The sequence below is a fragment of the Weissella coleopterorum genome (assembly GCF_011304355.1).
Classification (GTDB): domain Bacteria; phylum Bacillota; class Bacilli; order Lactobacillales; family Lactobacillaceae; genus Weissella; species Weissella coleopterorum.
This window is the reverse complement of the sequence record NZ_CP049888.1, coordinates 821,281-843,636: the sequence shown is the minus strand read 5'-3', so window position 1 is coordinate 843,636 and position 22,356 is coordinate 821,281. Positions and strand designations below refer to the sequence as shown.

Annotated in this window: 23 protein-coding genes; 2 read left to right on the top strand and 21 right to left on the bottom strand. The window is 36.3% G+C overall.

All coding sequences use genetic code 11. The features are described from left to right. Positions 1 to 35 precede the first annotated feature (35 nt). Both G7084_RS04410 and G7084_RS04405 read left to right on the top strand, forming a co-directional pair. A protein-coding gene (locus G7084_RS04410) for an IS3 family transposase (protein ID WP_166009179.1) occupies positions 36 to 1,105 on the top strand; the annotation gives its coding sequence in 2 pieces (ribosomal slippage) (positions 36 to 252 and positions 252 to 1,105; 1,071 coding nt in all). 583 nt (positions 1,106 to 1,688) lie between these two features. After that, on the top strand, positions 1,689 to 2,339 hold the full coding sequence (locus G7084_RS04405) for a hypothetical protein (protein ID WP_166010400.1): 651 nt from the start codon (positions 1,689 to 1,691) through the stop codon (positions 2,337 to 2,339). Here the strand turns inward: G7084_RS04405 and G7084_RS04400 are convergent. The 21 genes from G7084_RS04400 to ylqF form a co-directional block, all read right to left on the bottom strand. After that, a complete protein-coding gene (locus G7084_RS04400) occupies positions 2,334 to 2,714 on the bottom strand; it encodes a hypothetical protein (protein ID WP_166010398.1) in 381 nt (126 codons plus the stop codon). The genes G7084_RS04405 and G7084_RS04400 overlap by 6 nt on opposite strands. Before the next feature lie 38 nt (positions 2,715 to 2,752). Further along, positions 2,753 to 3,553: a hypothetical protein gene (locus G7084_RS04395; RefSeq protein ID WP_166010396.1), complete on the bottom strand. Its 801-nt coding sequence runs from the start codon at positions 3,551 to 3,553 to the stop codon at positions 2,753 to 2,755. Positions 3,554 to 3,836: 283 nt separating this feature from the next. Further along, entirely contained in the window at positions 3,837 to 4,094 is a 258-nt protein-coding gene (locus G7084_RS04390) for a hypothetical protein (protein ID WP_166010394.1), read from the bottom strand. Between the two features lie 74 nt (positions 4,095 to 4,168). Next, positions 4,169 to 4,318 (bottom strand): hypothetical protein, encoded by a 150-nt coding sequence (locus G7084_RS04385; protein ID WP_166010393.1) that lies wholly within the window; start codon positions 4,316 to 4,318, stop codon positions 4,169 to 4,171. Positions 4,319 to 4,845: 527 nt separating this feature from the next. Continuing rightward, complete coding sequence (locus G7084_RS04380) at positions 4,846 to 5,571, bottom strand: YebC/PmpR family DNA-binding transcriptional regulator (protein WP_166010391.1); 726 nt, start codon at positions 5,569 to 5,571, stop codon at positions 4,846 to 4,848. Between the two features lie 188 nt (positions 5,572 to 5,759). After that, on the bottom strand, positions 5,760 to 7,094 hold the full coding sequence (locus tag G7084_RS04375) for a LysM peptidoglycan-binding domain-containing protein (RefSeq protein WP_166010388.1): 1,335 nt from the start codon (positions 7,092 to 7,094) through the stop codon (positions 5,760 to 5,762). Positions 7,095 to 7,331: 237 nt separating this feature from the next. Further along, positions 7,332 to 8,834: a glycerol kinase GlpK gene (glpK, locus tag G7084_RS04370; RefSeq protein ID WP_166010386.1), complete on the bottom strand. Its 1,503-nt coding sequence runs from the start codon at positions 8,832 to 8,834 to the stop codon at positions 7,332 to 7,334. A gap of 90 nt (positions 8,835 to 8,924) precedes the next feature. Beyond that, on the bottom strand, positions 8,925 to 9,110 hold the full coding sequence (locus tag G7084_RS04365) for a 2-hydroxymuconate tautomerase (protein WP_166010384.1): 186 nt from the start codon (positions 9,108 to 9,110) through the stop codon (positions 8,925 to 8,927). An 18-nt stretch (positions 9,111 to 9,128) separates the two neighbouring features. Next, positions 9,129 to 10,055, bottom strand: coding sequence for a YitT family protein (locus G7084_RS04360; protein ID WP_166010382.1), 927 nt, complete (start codon positions 10,053 to 10,055; stop codon positions 9,129 to 9,131). Between the two features lie 19 nt (positions 10,056 to 10,074). Next, positions 10,075 to 11,445, bottom strand: a complete 1,371-nt coding sequence (locus G7084_RS04355; protein WP_166010380.1) for a DEAD/DEAH box helicase — start codon at positions 11,443 to 11,445, stop codon at positions 10,075 to 10,077. A 14-nt stretch (positions 11,446 to 11,459) separates the two neighbouring features. Further along, positions 11,460 to 12,407: a DHH family phosphoesterase gene (locus tag G7084_RS04350; protein ID WP_166010378.1), complete on the bottom strand. Its 948-nt coding sequence runs from the start codon at positions 12,405 to 12,407 to the stop codon at positions 11,460 to 11,462. Between the two features lie 79 nt (positions 12,408 to 12,486). Beyond that, the gene (gene dinB / locus G7084_RS04345) at positions 12,487 to 13,605 is read right to left on the bottom strand and encodes a DNA polymerase IV (RefSeq protein ID WP_166010376.1); all 1,119 of its coding nucleotides are present in this window, start codon (positions 13,603 to 13,605) and stop codon (positions 12,487 to 12,489) included. Between the two features lie 92 nt (positions 13,606 to 13,697). Then, positions 13,698 to 14,063: a preprotein translocase subunit YajC gene (yajC, locus tag G7084_RS04340; RefSeq protein ID WP_166010374.1), complete on the bottom strand. Its 366-nt coding sequence runs from the start codon at positions 14,061 to 14,063 to the stop codon at positions 13,698 to 13,700. A 17-nt stretch (positions 14,064 to 14,080) separates the two neighbouring features. After that, positions 14,081 to 15,232 carry a tRNA guanosine(34) transglycosylase Tgt gene (gene tgt / locus G7084_RS04335; RefSeq protein ID WP_166011706.1) on the bottom strand — a complete coding sequence of 384 codons (1,152 nt, stop codon included), beginning with the start codon at positions 15,230 to 15,232 and terminating at the stop codon, positions 14,081 to 14,083. Positions 15,233 to 15,304: 72 nt separating this feature from the next. Further along, entirely contained in the window at positions 15,305 to 16,351 is a 1,047-nt protein-coding gene (gene queA, locus G7084_RS04330) for a tRNA preQ1(34) S-adenosylmethionine ribosyltransferase-isomerase QueA (protein ID WP_166010372.1), read from the bottom strand. Positions 16,352 to 16,354: 3 nt separating this feature from the next. Then, on the bottom strand, positions 16,355 to 17,365 hold the full coding sequence (gene ruvB, locus G7084_RS04325) for a Holliday junction branch migration DNA helicase RuvB (RefSeq protein WP_166010370.1): 1,011 nt from the start codon (positions 17,363 to 17,365) through the stop codon (positions 16,355 to 16,357). A gap of 24 nt (positions 17,366 to 17,389) precedes the next feature. Further along, entirely contained in the window at positions 17,390 to 17,983 is a 594-nt protein-coding gene (gene ruvA / locus G7084_RS04320) for a Holliday junction branch migration protein RuvA (protein WP_166011704.1), read from the bottom strand. A 155-nt stretch (positions 17,984 to 18,138) separates the two neighbouring features. Then, the gene (locus G7084_RS04315; RefSeq protein ID WP_166010368.1) at positions 18,139 to 19,503 is read right to left on the bottom strand and encodes a Na+/H+ antiporter NhaC family protein; all 1,365 of its coding nucleotides are present in this window, start codon (positions 19,501 to 19,503) and stop codon (positions 18,139 to 18,141) included. A gap of 284 nt (positions 19,504 to 19,787) precedes the next feature. Then, positions 19,788 to 20,666, bottom strand: coding sequence for a DNA-processing protein DprA (dprA, locus tag G7084_RS04310; RefSeq protein WP_166010366.1), 879 nt, complete (start codon positions 20,664 to 20,666; stop codon positions 19,788 to 19,790). 44 nt (positions 20,667 to 20,710) lie between these two features. Continuing rightward, positions 20,711 to 21,475, bottom strand: a complete 765-nt coding sequence (locus tag G7084_RS04305; protein WP_166010364.1) for a ribonuclease HII — start codon at positions 21,473 to 21,475, stop codon at positions 20,711 to 20,713. A gap of 6 nt (positions 21,476 to 21,481) precedes the next feature. Continuing rightward, positions 21,482 to 22,345 carry a ribosome biogenesis GTPase YlqF gene (gene ylqF / locus G7084_RS04300; protein ID WP_166010361.1) on the bottom strand — a complete coding sequence of 288 codons (864 nt, stop codon included), beginning with the start codon at positions 22,343 to 22,345 and terminating at the stop codon, positions 21,482 to 21,484. Positions 22,346 to 22,356: the final 11 nt, after the last annotated feature.

Here is a 22,356-nt window from a genome sequence, read left to right as displayed (position 1 = left end):
GTTCGATATAATACATCATAAAGGAGCTTTTTATTATGGTTATCAAATATTCAAATGACTTTAAAGAATCGATCGTAAGCTTGCATAAAGTTGGTCGTTCAGCTAATTCATTAGCAAAAGAATACAACGTTAGTGTTTCAACGGTTTCTAAATGGGTTAATCAAGCCGATCCTAACAATACGAAAGTATTGTCAGCAAATGAAAGGGCATTGATTAAAGAAAATAAACAACTAAAAGAAGAACTTGATATTTTAAAACGAGCAGCGGTGCTTATGGCGAAAAATTGATCATCAAAGGACGTATTCCTACCTTAAAAATTATTAATGACAATCTACAGGTTGGGCACCGCATTACTAAAATTTTGAACGTCCTCAGAATTCCACGATCGACTTATTATGGCTATATACATTGGAAGCCTGGTAAAACCCTTCTTCGTCGCAATTTCATTAAGCAAAAGGTATTAGATGCATGGTTAAAATATCCTATGTATGGATACCCGCGATTAACAATTTTATTAAATCGTCAGTTAAAAATTAAAATTAGCCAGCGTATGGTTTATAAACAGATGTACGCTTTAAAAATTAGGTCTAGGATGACTAAACGAATTAATAAGCCTAAAACACATACTGAATATGATCAACGACCAAATCTAATTAAAGGATTACCTGATCAATCCAATATTCTTTTAACAGATATTACGTATATTCCCGTTAAAAATACTTGGGTTTATCTAGCTAGTGTGTACAATCCCGTAACCCGGCGGGTTATTTCTTATAAAGTTGGAAGTCATATGACTAAGGAATTAGCAACCGACGTCATTAATCAAGTCGCAGTAAAGTCTGTTAAACCAAGCATTATTCATAGCGATATGGGGAGTCAGTATACAAGCGATTTATTTGAAAGTACTTTAACTCGTTTTGGGATTAAGCATTCTTATTCTCGTAAAGGACAACCTGGTGATAACGCAAGAATTGAGAGCTTTCACTCAATTTTGAAGCGTGAATACATTAATTTTCAAGAATTTAAGACAATTAATGAAGCAATAGCTGGCATTGATAGCTATATTCGCTGGTATAACAGTGATCGAATTTCCCTTGTAGCGTAGCTACAAATAAATCATATTAATATCCCGTTTAAAACGATAAGTATAGACGGGTTGTTTAGAATGGCATGGAAACATTAAAGGATGCACTTTTTTAGATAAATCACATACTTTACCAGTACGTTAAATAATTAAAACGTTTTTCAAAATTTATTCGTATTTTTATGTCCGAATTATTGACATAGGAGCCCCCCTACCAAAAAATATTTAATCCGACGAATACTTTGTAGTATTTCATTTCTGTAGAACATTCCCTACTCCTAAATGTGATAATCAATTCCAATTGTACAATCTTCCAATTTATTTATAACATCCATTTGATACAAGATAAACCTACATTATTTTTATTAATTTAACGGACATCTTATTTTTCATTATTACCTGGAACGGAATACTGTATTTTTTATTTTTATGCTTAATAAAATTTTCACATAGCATGATATAATTATACCAAAATAAAAACTCAACATACTGCTGAACCTTGAGAAGTTGCCGTATGTTGAGTCTTTCTATCCCCCATTAGGAGTTAATGTAACTATAGCAAACTATTATTTGTGCTCCTAATCTATACAAATTAGGAGACAAAATGAATTTTACAAAAGCTTATAATAATATTCAATCTATAACAGGTAATAAAAACATTTCATTATTAGATAAATTCAATTACCATAACGGATTAGTGGAAACCTACATTTCAAACGAATTAGAGGAACAAAATACAAATAATTTAAAAATATATATTATTGTTACTTCTTCAGATAAATCATCTGAATCCTTAAAAAGCATAACCACTGTCCAACGTGGAAACAACTATTTCATCCATGGATATTGGCCTGAACAATCCTTTTTGAATGTTTTTAAAACCATTAGTACAGATAATAAGATTACTCCATTTTTAGAATATTGGATTGAAAGAATGCAAAATATCAATATCGTCAATTTAAAAGATGTTGATATTTCATATATTCATAATCGTATAAAATCAGTGTCTATTAAAAATAATATGGGAATTTCAAAAGATGCTGCAAAAATTTACCCATACTCTCTCCGGAAGAGAGCATTTAGAAAAGATAACAATAAGCGTGATAGCATAAGACCAGCTCAACAGAAAAAAATAAAAGATCATTTTGGGTATGAAGGACTTTCGATATTAGAATCAAGTATTTTTACAGTGAGATTTACTGATGATCCGTTAAAACAAAAGACCATAAATTTACTTGATCTTCCTAGATCATAGTACATTTATACTAGTTGCTATTAATGATACTTCATTGGTTTCTCCAAAGAGTATTTCAATATATCCCATAATTTCTACATATTTACCTTTTAAGTCTTCGAAATTTGCCACTGTAATTTTATCAAAATAGTTTTTAATCACTACTTGATTATCATAATGAATTTGTTCAAATATAAAGCGAATATTTGTATCATTCATAAACCCCCAATCACTATGTTGATGATTATCTGGTAAATCTCCAACGTATAATTGTAAATACCCATCAATCCATTTATAATGACGATTCCATCCATACCACTCATCTCTATCCAAATATGATGAGAGTACTGATCCTTTTAAATGGAAAGAATTATATACTTCATGAGAATTGTCCATAATACATCTCCTAATGCCCTTTTGGGGCTTTTTTTATTTTATGATAATTTAGAAACATTGTTTACACTACCCTGTGGAACCTCAAAGGTATAAGTTATCCACTCAACCGGATGTTCATCCATATACATACGATTAGTAGCTTTCAATGCATTTCTAACATCCTTATCTCTATATCTATGGTGTTCAATTTTCAATTGAGGTTGATCTACATGATCTAATTCTTGAATATAAATATCTTTAGCTTCAGCATCAGGATATTCATCACTTAACTTTCTTAGCTGTGATTTTCCGTCACCTAAATCTACATAGTATCGATAGTCTGTTTTATCTTCAGACTTAATACTTCCTTCAACTCTACCAGCCATGAGTAAATATCGATCATTAATAGATCCCTCAATATTATTATTGTCTTGCGTGCTAGTTGATACTAGATTTACGAATTCGGTCTTATAAACTTCTGTCGGCTTACTCCATAACGCTTTTAAATTCTTTTCACCAATGTCAACTTTATATTTATAAGAATCTGGATGCTTTTTTGTATAACTAATTGCTTTTTGTTGTTCTACACTTGTTAAGTAATAAGATACTGGCCCAAAATAAATAATACCTGTCATCAAAGAACCAATCATTAATAACAATCCTAATCCAAAAATAATTGCACTAGAATTATCAATTTCTCCTTCCTCTTTGTAACGATCATGATTAATAGCCCCACTGCCCATTCCAAATCCCATTACAACTGCAATAACAGCACCTATTAAAACCCAATATCCAATTCCAGAGTGTTGAGTTACTTGGTCTGAAATAGCCTGTAAATACTGTCTATTAAAATCATCCATAATATCTATTAGCCTTTCTGGTAATATTACTTTCAGTCATTTTTACTGCCAGATATGGGTCCGATCTTGTTTTATCTCAGAGTAATCTCTGATTAAGTTCCCATATATATTGATGGCCTTTGATATAAATTCAGGTGATTCATTAATACAACGTGAAATCTCGGAATTCTTAAGGCCAAAGCGTTTTAACTATACGATATTATCAACGGTTGCTTGTTGTGTGCGTTTTGATCGATGCCATTGACTTCTTACTGTAGAATCACCATTGTTGTGCTTCTGCTGTTCAAATAGCTTTTAAAATCTTCAATGACTCATTTTCATTGGCCTTCGAGCTACCCATATATCGCTTTTTTAACTTTCCATAATTCAACGTTGGATTCTTTTGTTGTGGAGTAATGAATACATCTACAAATTCTTGAATTACAAAATTAGTAATGCTATTAACTGATTGATTTCCTCCATTCACCCGATCACTATTTCCAATATAATCCTTAATCAGTTGTAAATTTTCTTGTGCTTTATCATCAACCCAAAATTGCATTTTTTCTTTTTTGTTTGTGAAACAGCCATACTACCAATCTCCTAAATTTCTTCTTCACTATAAAGTATTAATAATTATTTGATCTCTGATGCATCTTTGCTTATTTGATTAACTGCCTTCATAATGTTCGCTTCTTGTTTAGTGTGGCTTAGTAATAATTCGTCTAAATGACTAAGCTTAATTGCATCGTCGATAATCAATTTATCAATTAGATCACGAATCATTTCTCGGGTATTCTGATACCCATTTCTGTCGACGATTACTTCTAGCGCCTTTACCTTATTTTTTGGGTACCCGTTGAATTCTAATTACACGATCACCCAAAATATAAGCCTCCTAAAAGACTAATAATGAACGTCAGCCGGGTCAGGTCAACCTTGACTATTAATTCAGAGCAAAAGGGAAAACTATCTCACGCAAGCGCTAGGCATCGTGGTACGGGAGCCTCCATTTTTGTCTAAGGTAGTATCGAATTATTACCTTATTTTGTTGATTAGTAGTACCGATATTCACGTTTGGTGCTACCGTTTTTATTAGTAATATTAGGCTTTTATATAGGTTATCATTAATATTTTTACTATTTCATCTTATTTAAAGCAATATTCCTAATAATATTTAGATTATCTGAAGCCTTATTATTAGTTTCATCTCCCAAACAATTGGGTATTTAAAACAAAAAAACAGTGTCAACAAGAGAATTTTTAATCCTCTTATTAACACTATTTATATTAGTAACTTTTGATAATTATTATTATTCAGCTGTAGTAAATACTGCAGACACATCATCGTCGGCTTCTAATTCTTCAACTAGTTTAGCTAATGATTCAGCCTTGTCAGCAGGTACTTCCATCGGATTATCCGCAATCATGGTTACTTCATCATTAATTAATGTATAACCCTTTGCTTCTAGTGCATCACGAACTTCCGGAAAAGCCTTAGGATCAGTATAAATTTCAAATTGATCGTCGTAAGTCTTCATGTCATCCGCACCCGCTTCTAGCATATCCTCGAAAAGTTGATCTTCATCAATTTCAGGCGCATCTTCACCACGAGCAATTTCGATATAGCCCTTACGTTCAAACTGGAAAGCCACTGAACCAGAAGTTCCCAATTCCCCACCAGCATGTTTAAAGGCTGATCGAACATTAGATGCCGTTCGATTTGTGTTATCAGTTAAAGTTTCAACCAGCACGGCAATTCCAGCTGGTCCATATCCCTCATAAGTTAATTCTTGGTAGTTAGCACCACCAGCTCCAGATGCCTTATCAAGGGCGCGTTGCACGTTATCCTTAGGCATATTGGCTGACTTAGCTTTTTCCATTACTAACCGTAGTCCAGGATTACCATCTGGATCTACCCCTCCAGCTTTCGCTGCGGTATATAAGTCACGCGATAACTTTTGGAAAATTTTTCCACGCTTAGCATCTTGGGCGTTCTTACGTCCTTGAATGTTATGCCACTTACTGTGTCCTGACATTTCAAAAACCTCTTTTCAATCTATTTTGACAGTCTATTTATTAATAATAAATCAAATTTAGAACAATATCAATATCTTAACCAAATATCTATGACGAAGAAATGAAAATTTATCCCAATAAAAAAACCAATGCTAAAATGCAACATACTTCCGTGCTTTCATTAGATTGGTTTCTTTAATTATATCTATTAAGCAATTGAAAAATCGGTCCCATTAGAAATTCCATCAATCACACTGCCTGAAATTCCAAAACCAACTGCGGTTGTATCAGGACTCAACAACCAACGGCGATGACCTGAGTTATCTGTAATCATCCCCACACTAGCATCATCAATATTCCATGCGTTAATTACGGGTGCACCAGCCGCCCAATCAATTGCAATAACTTCGGGACCTGCTCCCCAGCTCCAGTGATCATCTGGAATTTGACCGGTCGAATTAATTAAGTTTGCCCGGCTTTGAGCACGAGCAGCCAAACTATTATCCCAAATAACAGGCTTTAAACCACGTGAAGTTCGTAGTACATTTAAGGCATCTAACGTAGCTTGTTGTGCTGCAGAAATTTCGCTATTTGAATTATTATTATCAGGTACTGAACCAGTACCATTATTTGACTCATCATTATCAGGAGTCACATTATCGTTAGAGTCATTGTTCGTAATATCATTATTATTAGAAGCTGTCCCATTCCCGTTGTCAGTATCATTATTTGACGTAGAATCATTATTCACATCATCGTCGGCGTCTGAACTAACGTCACTTCCGTTATCTACGTTGGTGTTCCCAGTATCATTTGCAGTTGCTGAATTACTTTCATTGCTATCATTAGCATCTGCCTGATTCGTAACATCACTTCCAATAGAATCGTCATCCCCTTGATCAACTGTATTTGTGGTTACAGAAGAATCATTATCGTTTTGATCAACTGTGTTGGTAGTCACAGATGAATTATTATCTGATTCTGTCCCAGTGGTATATTTGGTAGTATCATTTGCTTTTGCATCAGGGATCACAATAGATTGTCCGGTTTGAATACTTGAACTATCAATTCCATTATTTGCAGCTTGCAGACTAACATACGGAACTTCGAATTCAGTAGCAATACTCCCTAAGGTATCTCCATCGGCGACAGTATATTTTGTTGTATCAGAAGTAGTGACTGTCTTGGTCGAATTTACTGCTGCGGACTCAGCTGGTGTCAACAAGGTACTGATTCCAGCTGCGGAACTCGTCTCATCAACCGCAATAGCTGGCGTCGCAACAATTGTTCCTGCAGATGAAACCACATCAAGAGCCGTTTCAACGGCATCTGAAGCCGCCTTAGCAACTTTACTTGTAGTCGTAATGCCTGCATTTTTAGAACTATTTTCTTTTATTTGACTTGATGCTGATCCTTGCTGCTTAGCATGAGAATCGTCATTATTCGTTAAATGGTCAATTTCAGCTTGAACCCCAGGAACTTGAGATGCTGCTGCAACCCCAAGTGCACCAACCAAACCAATTGCTATTTTTTTATTTACCATATTCATACCCTTCTTAGATCATTTACATTATTAATTGAATAATCTAAGTATAACCCATCAATTTCGGATACAATGCAAACTGATGTTCGCATTATTTTTTAAATGGTTATATTTACTCTGAGGTCATCATTCAATAAAGGTTTAAGCTCAATTTAAGTTCAAAGCAGGTTAAGTACATTAATCTAATTAGCGATAGTAATATAAATGTAACTTAAAAAACAAATAATTGTAATTTCGTTAATTCCTAGATGCGAACATCTGTGCGGATTTTACGGATTTTTTCCAATTGTCATAACGTTTATGCATTCTCGGCTGGTATGATTCATCATAGTCAATTGTGAGTGTTTCTGGATTATCCGGCAATTGATCTAATGAGGCCCAAAAACCGCTTTGCAAACCTGCCATATATGCAATTCCACGAGCTGTCATTTCTAACTTTCTTGGGCGTGTAATTTTAATCTGCAATAAATTTGCCATAAATTCATGAAGATATTCATTTGCTGCCGCACCTCCATCAATCGAAAGATGTGTTCTTGCCATTTCTGTATCGATTTCCATCACATCTAAAACATCTTTCGTCTGATAGGCTAAAGATTCGATTGTTGCCCGAACCAGATCATGTTTGCGAGTTGCACGGGTTAACCCAAACGCAGCACCGCGAATTTTTTGATCCCAATATGGTGCTCCAAGGCCTGTAAAGGCAGGTACCAAATAAATGTCTTGATATGGCACAGATTGACTTGATTGATAGGCATACTCAGCAGATATGGCCGAATTATCTAAAATTTCCATTCCTTCTTCTAACCATTGGACGGCTGACCCAGCCACAAAAATGGATCCCTCTAATGCATATGTAACTTTACCATTTAAACCATACGCAATTGTTGTTAATAAGCCATGTTTAGAATTTTTAGGCTGATCACCTGTATTCATAACAATAAACGCACCAGTGCCATAAGTGCTCTTAATAGCTCCAGGTACAAATGCTTTATGTCCAAATAATGCCGCCTGTTGATCGCCGGCCAAAGCACCAATGTTAATTGTCACACCTTTCAACACTGTACTACCAAAATTATCAATGGAATTTTTAACTTCTGGCAATAAATTCTTATTAATTCCATATATTTTTAATAATTCTGAATCCCACTGCAGGGTATGAATATTAAAGAGCATGGTTCTTGATGCATTAGTATAATCAGTAGCATGCACGTGACCCTTCGTTAATTTCCATAATAACCAAGTATCAATGGTCCCAAACCTTAACCGATTTTCATCCATTAATTTTTGTAATTCTGGATGTTTTTTTAATAGCCACATGATCTTGGTAGCTGAAAAATATGAATCAATCCAAAGACCGGTTTTATCATAAATTTTTTGCTCCAAATTTTGTCCCTTTAACAAATCAGCAATTGAATTGGACTGCTTAGATTGCCAAACAACGGCCGGTGCAACTGGCTCACCTGTTTTTTGGTCCCATAGCACCGTCGTTTCACGTTGATTGGTAATCCCAATTGAGTTAATTTCATTGGCCGAAATATCATATTTGGTTAAAACTTTTTGCATTAATCCTTCTGTGTCAATCCAGATTTGATTAGCATCATGTTCAACCCACCCTGGCTCTTGAAAAATTTGTGGTAATTCCTTTTTTACCATCCCCATTGTATCACCACTTTGGTCATATAAAATAACACGGGTACTAGTCGTTCCTTGATCAATTGCCATTATATACTGTTTTGTCATAATTTTTACCTATTAACCTCAAAATGAAGATCGCCTACGTTACGATAATTAATTAAAAAAGGCGAGGCAAGTTTGCCTCACCTTTCAATATTATGCTTCAGATTTTAAAGTTCCACCATCCATATAGCGATTATTTGGCATTTCATTGACAATCACCTTAATGGCTTTGCGAGGTGCTCCTGTATTCTTTTCAACAGCATCAGTAATTTCTGTCATCATATTTTTTAATTGAGCTTCTGAGCGGCCTTCTACTAATTCAACATGTACAAATGGCATATTTTTATCTCCTCGATTTTAGTTATTTAAAACGTCTGAAATTTGCTTTTTAGCAGCAATTTTTTCAATTTGGATTTGACGTTGCAAATCTTCATTAATGAAATTATTTGAAACGTCCACGGTATTTAAAACATTGATAAATGCATCTGGATCAGCTTCTTTTGTTAGCTCTTCCATTTCATTTAATTCATATCGTGAAAGAACCATCATTAGGGTTTTTGATGGTTTTTTTGTATAGGCGCCTACAGAATCTAAAATTGTAATCCCTCGGACCACATTCGCCTGTAGATTTTCAATGACCTCATCTGGATGCTTAGTCACAATGAAGGCGGTAAGCTTTCGATGCTTCGTATAAATATTGTCCATCGCCACTGAGGTCGCATAAATTCCAATAATTGTATACATTGCGTTTTGCCAACCAATAAAGAAACCAGCAATTAATACAATGCTTCCATTGATGATCATACTCACCGAGCCAATTGAACGTCCTGTCCGTTTCTGAACAATCGCTGCCACCACATCCATACCACCTGTTGAAAATCCTAAACGAAAGGTAATTCCAATGGCAAGTCCCAGTAGAATTCCTCCAAACAAGGCAGCTAAAATTGGTTCATTATTAACAATACTCATCTTTGGCATCCACACTTGTAGACCAGAAGCTAACAAATTATTCAAAAAACTTAATACCACGAAACGTCGTCCGGCCCAAAACCAACCAGCAATCGCAATTGGAATATTGAACAGCAAAATCATCGTTCCAACTTCAATATGGATGTGAAATAAATAAGTTAAAAATAGATTCAAGAGCTGAGCGATTCCATTAAATCCTGCTGAAAATATATTATTAGGAATAAAGAAGAAATTCATGGATACCGCAACAAGTAATGAACCAAATATAAATCCTCCCACGAGGATACTGTAATTTTTCAATGATGTCCAAACCAAAGTATCTTCCTCCTAATTTTTATTTTCCGCGGGCCTTGTCTGCTGCTTTCTTTTTAGATTTTCGATTTGCTCGTAATTCTTCACGATCTGAAACACGCTTTTTGAAGCGTGCGTCCTTAGCAATTGCAGCCTTAATTTGGCGCTTATACCCCGGTTTAACATGCTTCTTTTTCTTCTTAACCATCCCCAACATTGTTGGATCTAATTTTTCAGTCGATTTATTTCGTTGACGTCGACGTCGACGATCAATTCCATCCTTTAGCTCACCATGACTAAAGTTTTTAGGCTGGAATTCAATTCCCATTTTTTCAACATTGGCGACCCGGTCTTCTTCATCGGGATTATAGATTGTAATTGCCGTTCCTGCTTGATTATTACGACCTGTCCGACCTACTCGATGAATAAAGAACTCCAATTCATTCGGTATTCCATCGTTGATAACTAAGTCAACCCCTGGGATATCAATTCCACGCGCAGCTAAATCGGTAGCCACCACATATTGATAATCCAACCTTTGAATGGCGGCCATGACGCGTTTCCGTTCTCGTGGTTGGACGTCACCATGAATTTCTGCAACTTTTAATCCTTGTTGTCGCAAGTATTTAGTTAATTCTTTGGCCCGAACTTTTGTATTCGTAAAGACCAATGCCATGTACGGATTACCCATCGTTAATAAATTATAAACAACTTCATCTTTGGTCTTACCCTTGGTTCCGACCAATAAATTTGTAATGGTATTAGCAATAATTGTCTCACTTGGAATTTCTTCAATAATCGGATTATTTAAATATTTTTTCAAGAATGGCTGTAATTTTTGTGGAATGGTTGCAGAAAAGACCAACATTTGTAGATTGCTTGGTAACGCCCCAGCGATGGCATCCACATCCGGTAAAAATCCACCATCTAATGTCATATCAGCTTCATCAATCACCAAAACGCTTGCCGTATGAATATCTAGAGATCCATTTTTAGAAAGATCATGAATTCTTCCAGGTGTTCCAATCACAATTTGCGGTTGCTTGTTTTCAAGCTGAGCCGCTTGACGACTCTTATCGGTTCCACCAACATAATAACCAACTTGTGGGCGTATTTTCTTATCAAACATATCTGCCATTTGTTTCACAGCTCGGTTAATTTGAGCAGCCAATTCCCTAGAAGGGGTTGTGATAATGACTTGGACCGTCGTTGCGTTTAAATCCAGATTTTCAAAAATTGGAATCAAAAAAGCATGTGTTTTACCAGAGCCGGTTTGTGACTGACCAACAACTGAACGTCCTTGTAAAATCACAGGAATCATTCTTTCTTGGACAGGAGTAGGCTCTTTGAAGTTGATTGCAGTTAGGGCCTGATATATTTCTTTTTTTAAATTATAGTCCGTAAATTTTGCCATTAATTTCTCCTAATTCATTCGTTAATGTCTTTTAAAACTGTATTAACTTCATCGATAATTGTATCTATTTCTGTTTGATCTTTTGCCAATGCACCTGATGCAAAGGGATGACCGCCGCCACCGTGGCGAGAGGCCACTTTATTAATCACCACGTCACGTGAACGGATCCGGACGCGATAGAAGCCCTCTTCTTGTTCTTCAAAAACGATCCACGCCTTCATCGTATTAACTTTACCCAGCAATGGTACGACAAACGCAGTTCCAAAATCGCCTAAGTTAAAACTTTCCACAATATCATGCTTCAAAACAATATAATTTAAACCCAATTCATTCATTTGCATATTGCTCAAAACGTATCCAGACATCTTCGCCGCAGCTGGTGAAATTGTATCCATCATTTGGTTGATTTTAAACCAATCAAAATCAAATTTCATTAACCCAGCCACTGCTTCCATTGTTTTTGAATTAGTTGCATATAAAAAGCGTCCAGTATCTCCTACAATTCCATTGTATAGAAACGCTGCACCATTATTTGACAATTTCAACTCAGTTGAAAACTGTTGATAAAAGCTAAAAATCATAGCCGATGTAGAAGAAGCTCCTTCAATGACCCAATTAAAATCGCCATAGGGTTCTTCATTAGGATGATGATCAATCTTAATGATGGTTGCACCCTGTTCCCAACGCTGATCATCAATTCGTGGGGTATTTGCAGTGTCAACAACGATTACTAATGCATTTTCATAAAGTTGATCATCAATTTCGTTCATTTGCCCCATCCAAAGCGCACTAGGCTGCATTTTACCAACCATATAAACTTTTTTCTCTGGAAATGATGCTCGAATTAAATCAGCTAGTCCAAATTGTGAACCAAATGCATCTGGATCTGGACGTTGATGCCGGTGGATAATAATTGTATCATGCTTTTTTATTTGGTTTAAAATACCCGTTTCAGCCGTCATGTTTATATCTCTATTCTCTAAATTATATTTTTAATTATTTTCTAATTACTAACAACAAATTATATCACATATAGCGCTTTTAAACCCCATATAAATCAAGCGGAACATCTGTAAAAGTAATTGGTGATAAATTTGTTAATGTTAGTCCTAACAACCGAATCGGTTCTTGAAACCCACCTAATTCATCCCAAAGCTCTAATGCCAATTCATAAAATAAATCAGCACGGTTGTCAATGAATTCTAGATTAGTTCGGCGCCTTGTTTCAGTTGTAAATTCTGCATCACGAACTTTTAAAACTAAAGTTTTACCATGCTTTTTTTCCTGCTTCGTCGAATTTTCCAATAAATCTGCCAAGTACCGTAATGCTTCAAAAACGCTACTTTCACTTGCTAAAAAAGGACCATAGGTTCTTTCGTTACCAATTGATTTTCGCTCTCGCTGCCATTCAACATTACGATCATCAACGCCTCGAATTCTTTGATAAAAGTCATAACCCGAACGTCCAAAATGGTCACTCAAAGTTGCTTGGCTTTGTTGAAATAGGTCATATCCCGTATAAATCCCTAATTCATTCATCTTAGGGATTGTTTTTTTACCAATCCCCCGAATATCTTGAATAGGTAAGACATTTAAAAATTCACGGATTTGTGTGACATCGATAAACGTAAAGCCTACTGGTTTATTGTGTTCTGAAGCTAGTTTAGCCATAAATTTATTATAAGAAACTCCTACTGATGAAGTTAAATGTAATTCATCAAAAATTGTTTGTTGGAGATGATGGGCCAATTCCAACGCTGATTCAAAGTGCTCTAAATCATTTGTCACATCTAAATATGCTTCATCAAACGCAATTGGTTCAATTCGCTTTGTGTAACGATGAAAAATTTCATGCACCATTTTTGAGGTTTGCCGATATAATTTAAAATTTGGCACTACAAAACGAGCATTAGGAGCTAATCGCATGGCCTCTGCTGCACTCATTGCTGAATGTACCCCCAGTTGACGAGCTTGATAATTGGCGGTTGCCACTACGCCCCTTCCACCGGTTAGGCGGGGATCATTTGCTAAAATAATTGCTTCGTGTCTATATTCAGGATGATCTCGCATTTCTATTTGCGCATAAAAAGCATCCATATCAATATGAATAATCTGTCGTTCACTATTCAATTTTAATGGAATTTCAAATAAATCGGCCATGACTGCTTACTCCCTGATCATTAACAATATATAGTTAAATACAAAAGGAGACTTGGCGAGTTAGTGCCCAGTCTCCTTTTCTGATAAAGAAATTAATCTTCCTTATTAGAGATAGCATCTTCTTTTTCAGAATCTGCATTATCTACAATTTTTTCGTTTTTTACTTCAACAGGAGCAACATTAGTTTCTACCGATTCAGTAAGATCCTTGTTTTCAACTACTGTACGAATTGCTGAACGTTCAAAGGTTAAAAATACACCATCAGCATCAAGGGTAAATGTATTCGTATCAAGTGAATCAACTTTCCCATGTAAGCCACCGATGGTGACAATTTCAGAACCAGGCTTTAATTCATTTAACATATTTTGGCGCTTCTTCGCCGTCTTTTGTTGTGGTCGAATCATCATAAAATACATCAAAGCGATGAAGGCAACAAAAATCAATAAACTCTGTGACATATCAAAAATCTCCCTTTTTAAAACAACCGTGCATTCGGTTTATTATAACCATAGTCTTCTAAAACTTGCGCTCTAAAGTCTAACAATTCATCATGATAAATTGCCTCGCGCATCTCTTCCATTAACTTTAACAGATATCTTAAATTGTGAACAGATGCAATATTTTGACCATACAATTCATTAGCTTTAAATAAGTGATGCAAATAAGCCTTCGTAAAATTATTTGAGCCATAATCCTCTGTATCTTCATCAATTAGGCTAAAATCATCTTTATATTTTCCATTCGTAATTACAATTCGTCCATGCTTAGTCATCAATGAACCATTTCGAGCAATTCGAGTAGGTAATACACAATCAAACATATCAATTCCACGAATCGCAGAGTCAATTAAGGAATCCGGAGCTGCCACACCCATTAAATAACGTGGTTTATCAGCAGGCATCCAATCAACCGTAAAATCAAGCACGCGGTTCATTTCCTCTTTGGATTCTCCGACCGAAAGACCGCCAACCGCATAGCCCGGCAAATCCAAGTCAATTAAACCGTCAGCAGATAATTTTCGCAAATCTTTAAATCCTGCCCCTTGAATGATTCCAAATAAAGCCTGATCATCAGCTCTGGCGTGTGCTATTTTGGCACGCTTGGCCCAACGAGTAGTTCTTTCGACTGAATTTTTAACATAATCATAAGATTCAAAATATGGAATCGCTTCATCAAGTTGCATCATAATGTCTGATCCAAGATTATTTTGAATCGACATAGCTACTTCAGGAGATAAGAACATTTGTGAACCATCAACGTGATTCTTGAAATCAACTCCTTCTTCGGAAATTTTATTATTTTTAGAAAGTGACCAAACTTGGAAACCACCTGAATCCGTTAAAATTGGACCATTCCATTGCATGAAATTATGCAAACCACCTGCTTTGGCAATTAATTCATCCCCCGGGCGAACCCAAAGATGGTATGTGTTAGACAAAATAAATTGAGAATTAATATCTTCTAAATCTCGTGGTGATACATTTTTAACCGCTGCCTGAGTTCCTACTGGCATAAACATTGGTGTATGTACCACTCCGTGGCGAGTATAAATACGACCTAACCGTGCACCGGTATGTTTTTCAACATGTAATAATTCATAAATTACTGGACGATGAGGATCATTCATTAATTCCTCTTTTAATGGGTATTTTTCCATTAAAAATTGATCAAATTCACTATATTGACGCATTTTTTCTCCTTAATGATGGATAAACATCGCATCGCCGAATGAAAAGAAACGATACTTTTCTTCAATCGCATACTGATAAGCATTTAAAATGTTTTCACGACCCGTAAAAGCCGCCACCAGCATGACCAAAGTAGATTTTGGTAAATGAAAATTCGTAATAAATCCATCAACCGTTGTCCATTGATACCCGGGTTTGATAAAAATATCCGTCCACCCCGAGTCAGCTTTCAATACACCATTGAATTTTGAGCCAATTGTTTCAAGCGTCCGAATCGAAGTCGTTCCAGTTGCAATAATACGTCCACCGTTGGCACGAACCTCATTTAATGTATCCGCCGCAATTTGGCTTAGTTGATAAAACTCTGAATGCATTTTATGATCTGCTAAGTTATCGGTTTCAACAGGTCTAAAGGTTCCTAATCCAACATGTAATGTCAACTCAACCAATTTAATTCCTTTTTCTGCTACTTTTTCTAATAGTTCTGGAGTCCAGTGTAGGCCAGCAGTTGGAGCGGCAGCCGATCCATTTACCTTAGAATAAACAGTTTGGTAACGTTCCTGATCTTCAAGCTTTTCTTTGATATAAGGTGGTAAAGGCATTTCTCCCAATGCTTCCAAAATCTCTAAGAAAATTCCATTGTAGTGAAACTCTACCATCCGTCCCCCATGCTCCAACTCGGCCGTAACCGTAGCAGTTAATTCTCCACTCCCGAAAGAAATTTTAGCACCTATAGGGTACTTTCGTGCTGGATTAACCAATGTTTCCCAAACATCTCCATGATCTTGGCGGAGCATGAGCACCTCAACATGACCGCCAGTATCTGGGCGGATACCATGTAGGCGAGCTGGTAACACCCGTGAATTATTCATGACGATCGCATCACCTGGATTTAAATATTCTAAAATATCATAAAAATGTCGATCTTCCACTTCACCAGTTTCAGCATTCAATGCCAATAATCGGGAGGTATCACGTTGCTCCAAAGGAGTTTGGGCAATTAATTCTGTTGGTAAGTCGTAATCAAAATCATTCAAAGTATAATTTGGTAAATTCATTTCTTAATCTTCTTTCCTTTCATACGGGATTTGTAAATGATCATAGGCTTTTATCGTAACCGTTCTTCCACGCGGAGTTCGCTTCACAAATCCAATTTGTAATAAATATGGTTCATACATTGATTCGATTGTATCTACTTCTTCACCGATATTAGCGGCAAGAGTTTTAATACCAACTGGACCGCCATCATAATTTTCAATCATCGTTGTTAAGATTTTTAAATCGACCTGATCTAATCCTGAACGATCAATTTTTAAAAGGTTTAAAGCAAAATCCACTAATTGCAGATCAATTGCAGCGTATTTTTTAACCATTGCAAAATCACGAACTCGTCGTAAAAGTCGATTAGCAATTCGTGGTGTTCCATGTGAGCGTCTCGCTAGTTCTAACGCACCAGAGGGTTCAATTTCAATTTCAAATACGTTAGCGGAACGTAACACAATATCGCTTAGTTCTTGTTGATTATAGTAATTCATATGCTCAACAATTCCAAAACGATCGCGTAACGGTTGTGAAAGCATTCCCCCACGAGTCGTTGCCCCAATCAAAGTAAAAGGCGGTAGTGGAAAATGAACAGGTCTTGAATTGTCACCTTCTCCAACGATTATATCGACGTAAAAATCTTCCATCGCTGAATATAGCATTTCTTCAACTGTCTTGGGTAAACGATGAATTTCATCAATAAATAACACATCACCAGGTTGTAATTCATTCAAGACGGCTAATAAATCACCTTGTTTTTCAATCACGGGACCAGTTGTTGTTTTGATATTGACACCTAACTCCGTTGCAATTACTAAGGCTAAGGTTGTTTTACCTAAACCAGGTGGTCCATATAGCAAGGTATGATCTAGGGCCTCTTCTCGTTGCTTAGCAGCTTGAATATATACCTGTAATCGCTCTTTTAATTCCGCTTGGCCAATATATTGTTTCAAAGTATTTGGCCTTAAATTACGATCAACCTGCTCTTCGTCCGAACTTAGGGACGTTTGATCCAAAATCCCGTCACTCATGTTCATGTACTCCTTTGGTCTTTCCTAATTAAATAATTTTAACCCCGCTGAAACATATCCAGCTGTATCTAATCCTTCTAAGGCGATTAATTTCTTTGCAACTTTGTCAACATCACGCGCACTATACCCCAACGCTTTTAGGGCCTCCAAGGCATCATCTAGTTCTTTATTATTGGATGGGCTTGGTTTTTCAATTCCAGCAATATTATCAAAATCAAACGGAAGCTTTGCTAAATTATTTTGTAGATCCAAAACAATTTGTTGGGCAGTTTTTTTACCAATTCCTGGAAACTTAACCAAGTAATTCACATCACCAGAGACAATTGCTTGAATTAATCCGGTATGATCAGAGTTTGCGAGAATTGCTAGGGCACTTTTAGGACCAATTCCGGAGACAGCCAGCAGTTGTTCAAAAAGTTGCTTCTCACTCGCCGTTTTAAATCCGTATAAGGTTTCTTCATCTTGGCGTAAAATTTGTTCAATATAAACTTTAACTTGTTCATTTTGTTCAAAAGCATAAGGGTTACCAACAATCACACGATAACCAATGCCCCCAACTTCAACAACAATAAATTTTGGGGCCAAAACTGTGATCAAGCCATTTAAGTATTCATACATTGGTTCATTTCCCTTCATCTAAAATCACATAAATTAATTATAACCTATCTGTGATAATAAACGAGCCTGCCAATAAATTAATTCAAATTAAATCGGAATAGTTGCAGAAACTAAATGTGAAAAATACCCTAAGGTCCGGATCAAGTAAAATTCTCCTACTTCGGATCAATATTTTTTTTAATTCCAATTCCCGTCCAGGCAGATAATAGTGAAAAAACGGGCGATAGGATGGCAAAGAATACAAATGGAGCAAAATCCGACACCGGAACTCCCAATGTTTGAGCCGCAAAACTACCTGCTACGCCCCAAGGCACAAGATAATTCGTGACAGTTCCTGAATCTTCCAAGGCACGTCCCAAAGCCAGACGACTAATTTCAATGCGATCGAATGCCGGTTTCCAAAGTTGCCCCGGCAAAATTGTAGCTAGATATTGTTCCCCAATTAAAAAGTTAGCCGTAATTCCGGTAAAAACGACACCGGTCAAAATCCCTGCACTAGACTTGATTTTTTTTGATAATGGCTCCATGACCGTTTGCAAGACTCGTTGCTCTGTCAAAATACCACCCAAAGCCAAAGCTAACATAATTACAATTACGGTCGGCATCATAGAAATCATTCCACCCCGATTTAAAAGATTGATTAGTTCCGGATTTTTCGAAGTTGTTTTAAACCCATCCATTAAAATTTGACTTAGTGATTGTGCTGAATGATTAAATAAGTACACAGTTCCTGTTAGTCCAATATTTAATAACAACGTGGGAATTGCTGGTATTTTGAAAAAGGCCATCCCGACTAACAAACCCAGCGGAATAATGCTCCACCAAGTCGGTGTAATTAATTGGCTCAGCGTGCTCAATTGATTATCATTCCCTCCATGATGCCCCATACCTAAGATAACAAAAATAATTAAAGAAACTAATAGTGCGGGCAACGTAGTCCACATTAAATTTTTAATATGCGCAAATAAATCTGTTTCAGCAATTGAGGCTGCCAAATTAGTTGAATCTGACAATGGAGATGATTTATCGCCAAAAATAGCGCCTGACAAAATAGCTCCTGCCACTAATGCCGGATGAAAGCCCAATGTAATTCCTACTCCCATTAACGCAACACCTACTGTTCCGATAGTTGTGAAGGCGGACCCAATCATTGATCCGACCAACGCCGAAACTAATAATGTACTAGGCAAAAACCAGGTACTATTAGCTGACTTAAATCCAAGCCATAACATTGATGGGATCACGCCTGTACCCATCCATAGAGCAATTAGCATACCAATTAACAGGAATAAAAATAGTGGAGCTAATCCTGTCCGAATTCCTGCTAAAATATTATTTTGCAGTTCGTCCCAAGTAATTTGCCTAAAGCGCAAAATAATAACAATTAAAACCAAACTCACAATCAAGGGCATAAAAGCCGGTAATTGTAGACCAATTATTCCGATACTAAAGATCATAATTAATCCAATGACAATACTAAATGCAAGTTTGAAATTTATTTTATTTATTTTTTCATCCATCCTTATTCTCCTTTACAATAAAAAAATCCCAACTACGTTAAAAAACGTAGTTGGGACGAAGCATCATTTTCCGCGGTACCACCCAAAATTATCCGCCTAAAAAAGCGAATCACTTTATAAAGTTAAGTTGTTAATAGTTCAACGAAGATACCTGCACCACTCACAGCAACCGTGGCTTCTCTTACGTATAATAAAATCGTCTACTGAATATAGAAAGTCTAACCAAATTTTCATAAACTGTCAACTACTTTGATATTTTAGTGCTAATAATTTTATGATATCGACTAATTTAGCCAATAATAATCATTAAAAGCCGTAATCACATCTACAGCTGATAAAACCGATGCTGCACCCTCAGTTAACAGTCCATTACACCCTCGTGATAGTTCAAAGTCCACACGCCCAGGTACAACTAAAACACCCCGATTTAAATCCAAAGCCAAATCTGCTGTAATTAACGAACCTGATCGACGACGAGCCTCCACAACTAAAACACAATGACTAAGTGCAGCAATTAAACGATTTCTCTGTGGAAAATGGACTCTTTTGGGTCCTTGATTCGGTAAATATTCACTAATAACTAGGCCGTGAACAGATACCGCTTTTTGAAGCGCTGCATGTTTTAGTGGATAGACACGATTTAATCCAGTTCCAAGGATTCCAACTGTCCGTCCATTATTTCTTAATGTATTTATATGCGCAATCGCATCAATTCCGGACGCCAGACCAGAAACAATAGTTAGCCCTGATTGATTGAAAGCCGGAATCCATTGATTCAGTAAATATTGACCATAGCGACTATTTTTTCGAGCTCCAACAACTGCCAAACACGGTGTATGTAATAATTCCAAATTACCACGATAAAATAAAACAATTGGTGGTTGCGATAATAAACGGAAACCTGCTGGATAATAATCATCTAGTAAACAAAGATAATCAAATGACTGAATATAGCTTAATTGTTCGGCGAATAATAACTTCAAATTCTGTACTTCTAAATTCTCAAGGAACTTCAAGTCTCCTAAAATTTTTTCTAACATTTCTATCCACTGTTCCCAAGTACATTTTTGCGCCCAATCCATTTTTTGATAAATTCTCAGCCGCTGATTTAATGTTAACTTAGGAATTAGTAAAAGGACTAAAATAAAAACACGATTTTTCATTAAAAAATTCCTCCAATACAAAAAGGAAAGATCAAAAAACCGTATTAATTTAAGTGTTTTTTTACTGGTGCAAAAGTTTTACGATGAATTGGTGTGACACCATGAGTCTCTAATCCAGCCAAATGTTTAGCTGTACCATAGCCTGCATTATTTTTAAAATCATAACCTGGGTATATGAGATCATATTCCATCATTAATCGATCTCGATAATCTTTAGCTAAAATACTTGCTGCCCCAATACTGATACTACGATCATCGCCTTTAATCAAGCTCGTTTGATCAATTGTTAGTTCTAATTCCATTGCGTCAATTAATAAGCCCTGTACGTCCCAATCCAAATTTTGATAGGCTTGTGTCATCGCCAACTTGGCCGCTTGATAAATATTAAGCTCATCTATCTGCTCTGCTGAAACCACTCCGAAGGCATAGGCCAAAACCTGATCTTTGATTTGTGGCACTAACGTTTGACGCTTTTTAAATGATAATTGTTTTGAATCATGGACATCAAGTAAATTAAAATGATCATCTAAAACCACAGCGGCAGCAACAACTGGTCCTGCCAATGGCCCTCTCCCTACTTCATCAATACCTGCAACTAATTGATTTTGAGCCCAAAAAATCTGTTCAAACTGTAGTCGACTATTAAAAGCCGACTGCTTTTTTTTATTTTGAGCCAGATTTAGTTTATATTTACTGACTAACATTTGGACTCCCTTGCGGTCGTCACGTTCCAAATTGGAAAGCATCTGAGTATCGATGTTTGATTGTTTCAAGAACTGTTTAATTTCTTTAACCGTTAATCTAGGCATATCTAATTAACTTTGACCTATTTGGTCAGCTGGGACCTCAATCGTATATGCGCCAAGTTTACCACGCCTAAGATCCAGTAAAATCCTTTCGCCCGCTCGATTATAGTCATCTTTGAAGCCTAATTTATGAGTAATCAAAAGCAGGATATTTACGTCAGTTTCTTTTTCCCAAATGTCTGAAACGAGTTTATAACGATCAATAATTACTTGCGGATTATAGGTCCGCATAAACTTCAACACTTCTAAAGCAATATCGTCCACGTTAATTAATTGGTCCTTAATTGCGCCAGTCATCGCCAGATGTTGTCCGACTCGTTGATCATCAAATTTAGGCCATAATACTCCTGGTGTGTCTAGTAGTTCTAAGTTAGTTGGAGTTTTAAGCCATTGCAGTTTTTTGGTAACTCCCGGACGGTCTCCAGTAATAGCTACATTTTTCATAACTAAATGGTTCAATAATGTGGATTTACCTACGTTGGGGATCCCCGCAACTAAGGCCCGAATAGCCTTGTCCTTCACCCCTTTTTCCAAAAGATGATCCCATTTGGCGGCTAATACTTTACGAGCTGCCTTGGTTATTATTTGTGGCGTTTTACGATCCCTAGAATCAAGTGCCACGACAGCTAGTCCCAACTCCTCAAAATATGCAATCCATGCTTTCGTCCGAGCTGGATCTGCCAAATCGGTTTTGGTCATTACTAATAATCTAGGTTTATCACCCAAAACCTCATCCAATTCTGGATTTCGTGATGACAACGGAATTCTAGCATCAACTAATTCAAAAACGATGTCAACATATTTCATGTTTTCACGCATTAAGCGAAATGCTTTAGCCATATGGCCTGGATACCATTGAATAATTTGTCCCATATTAAATACTC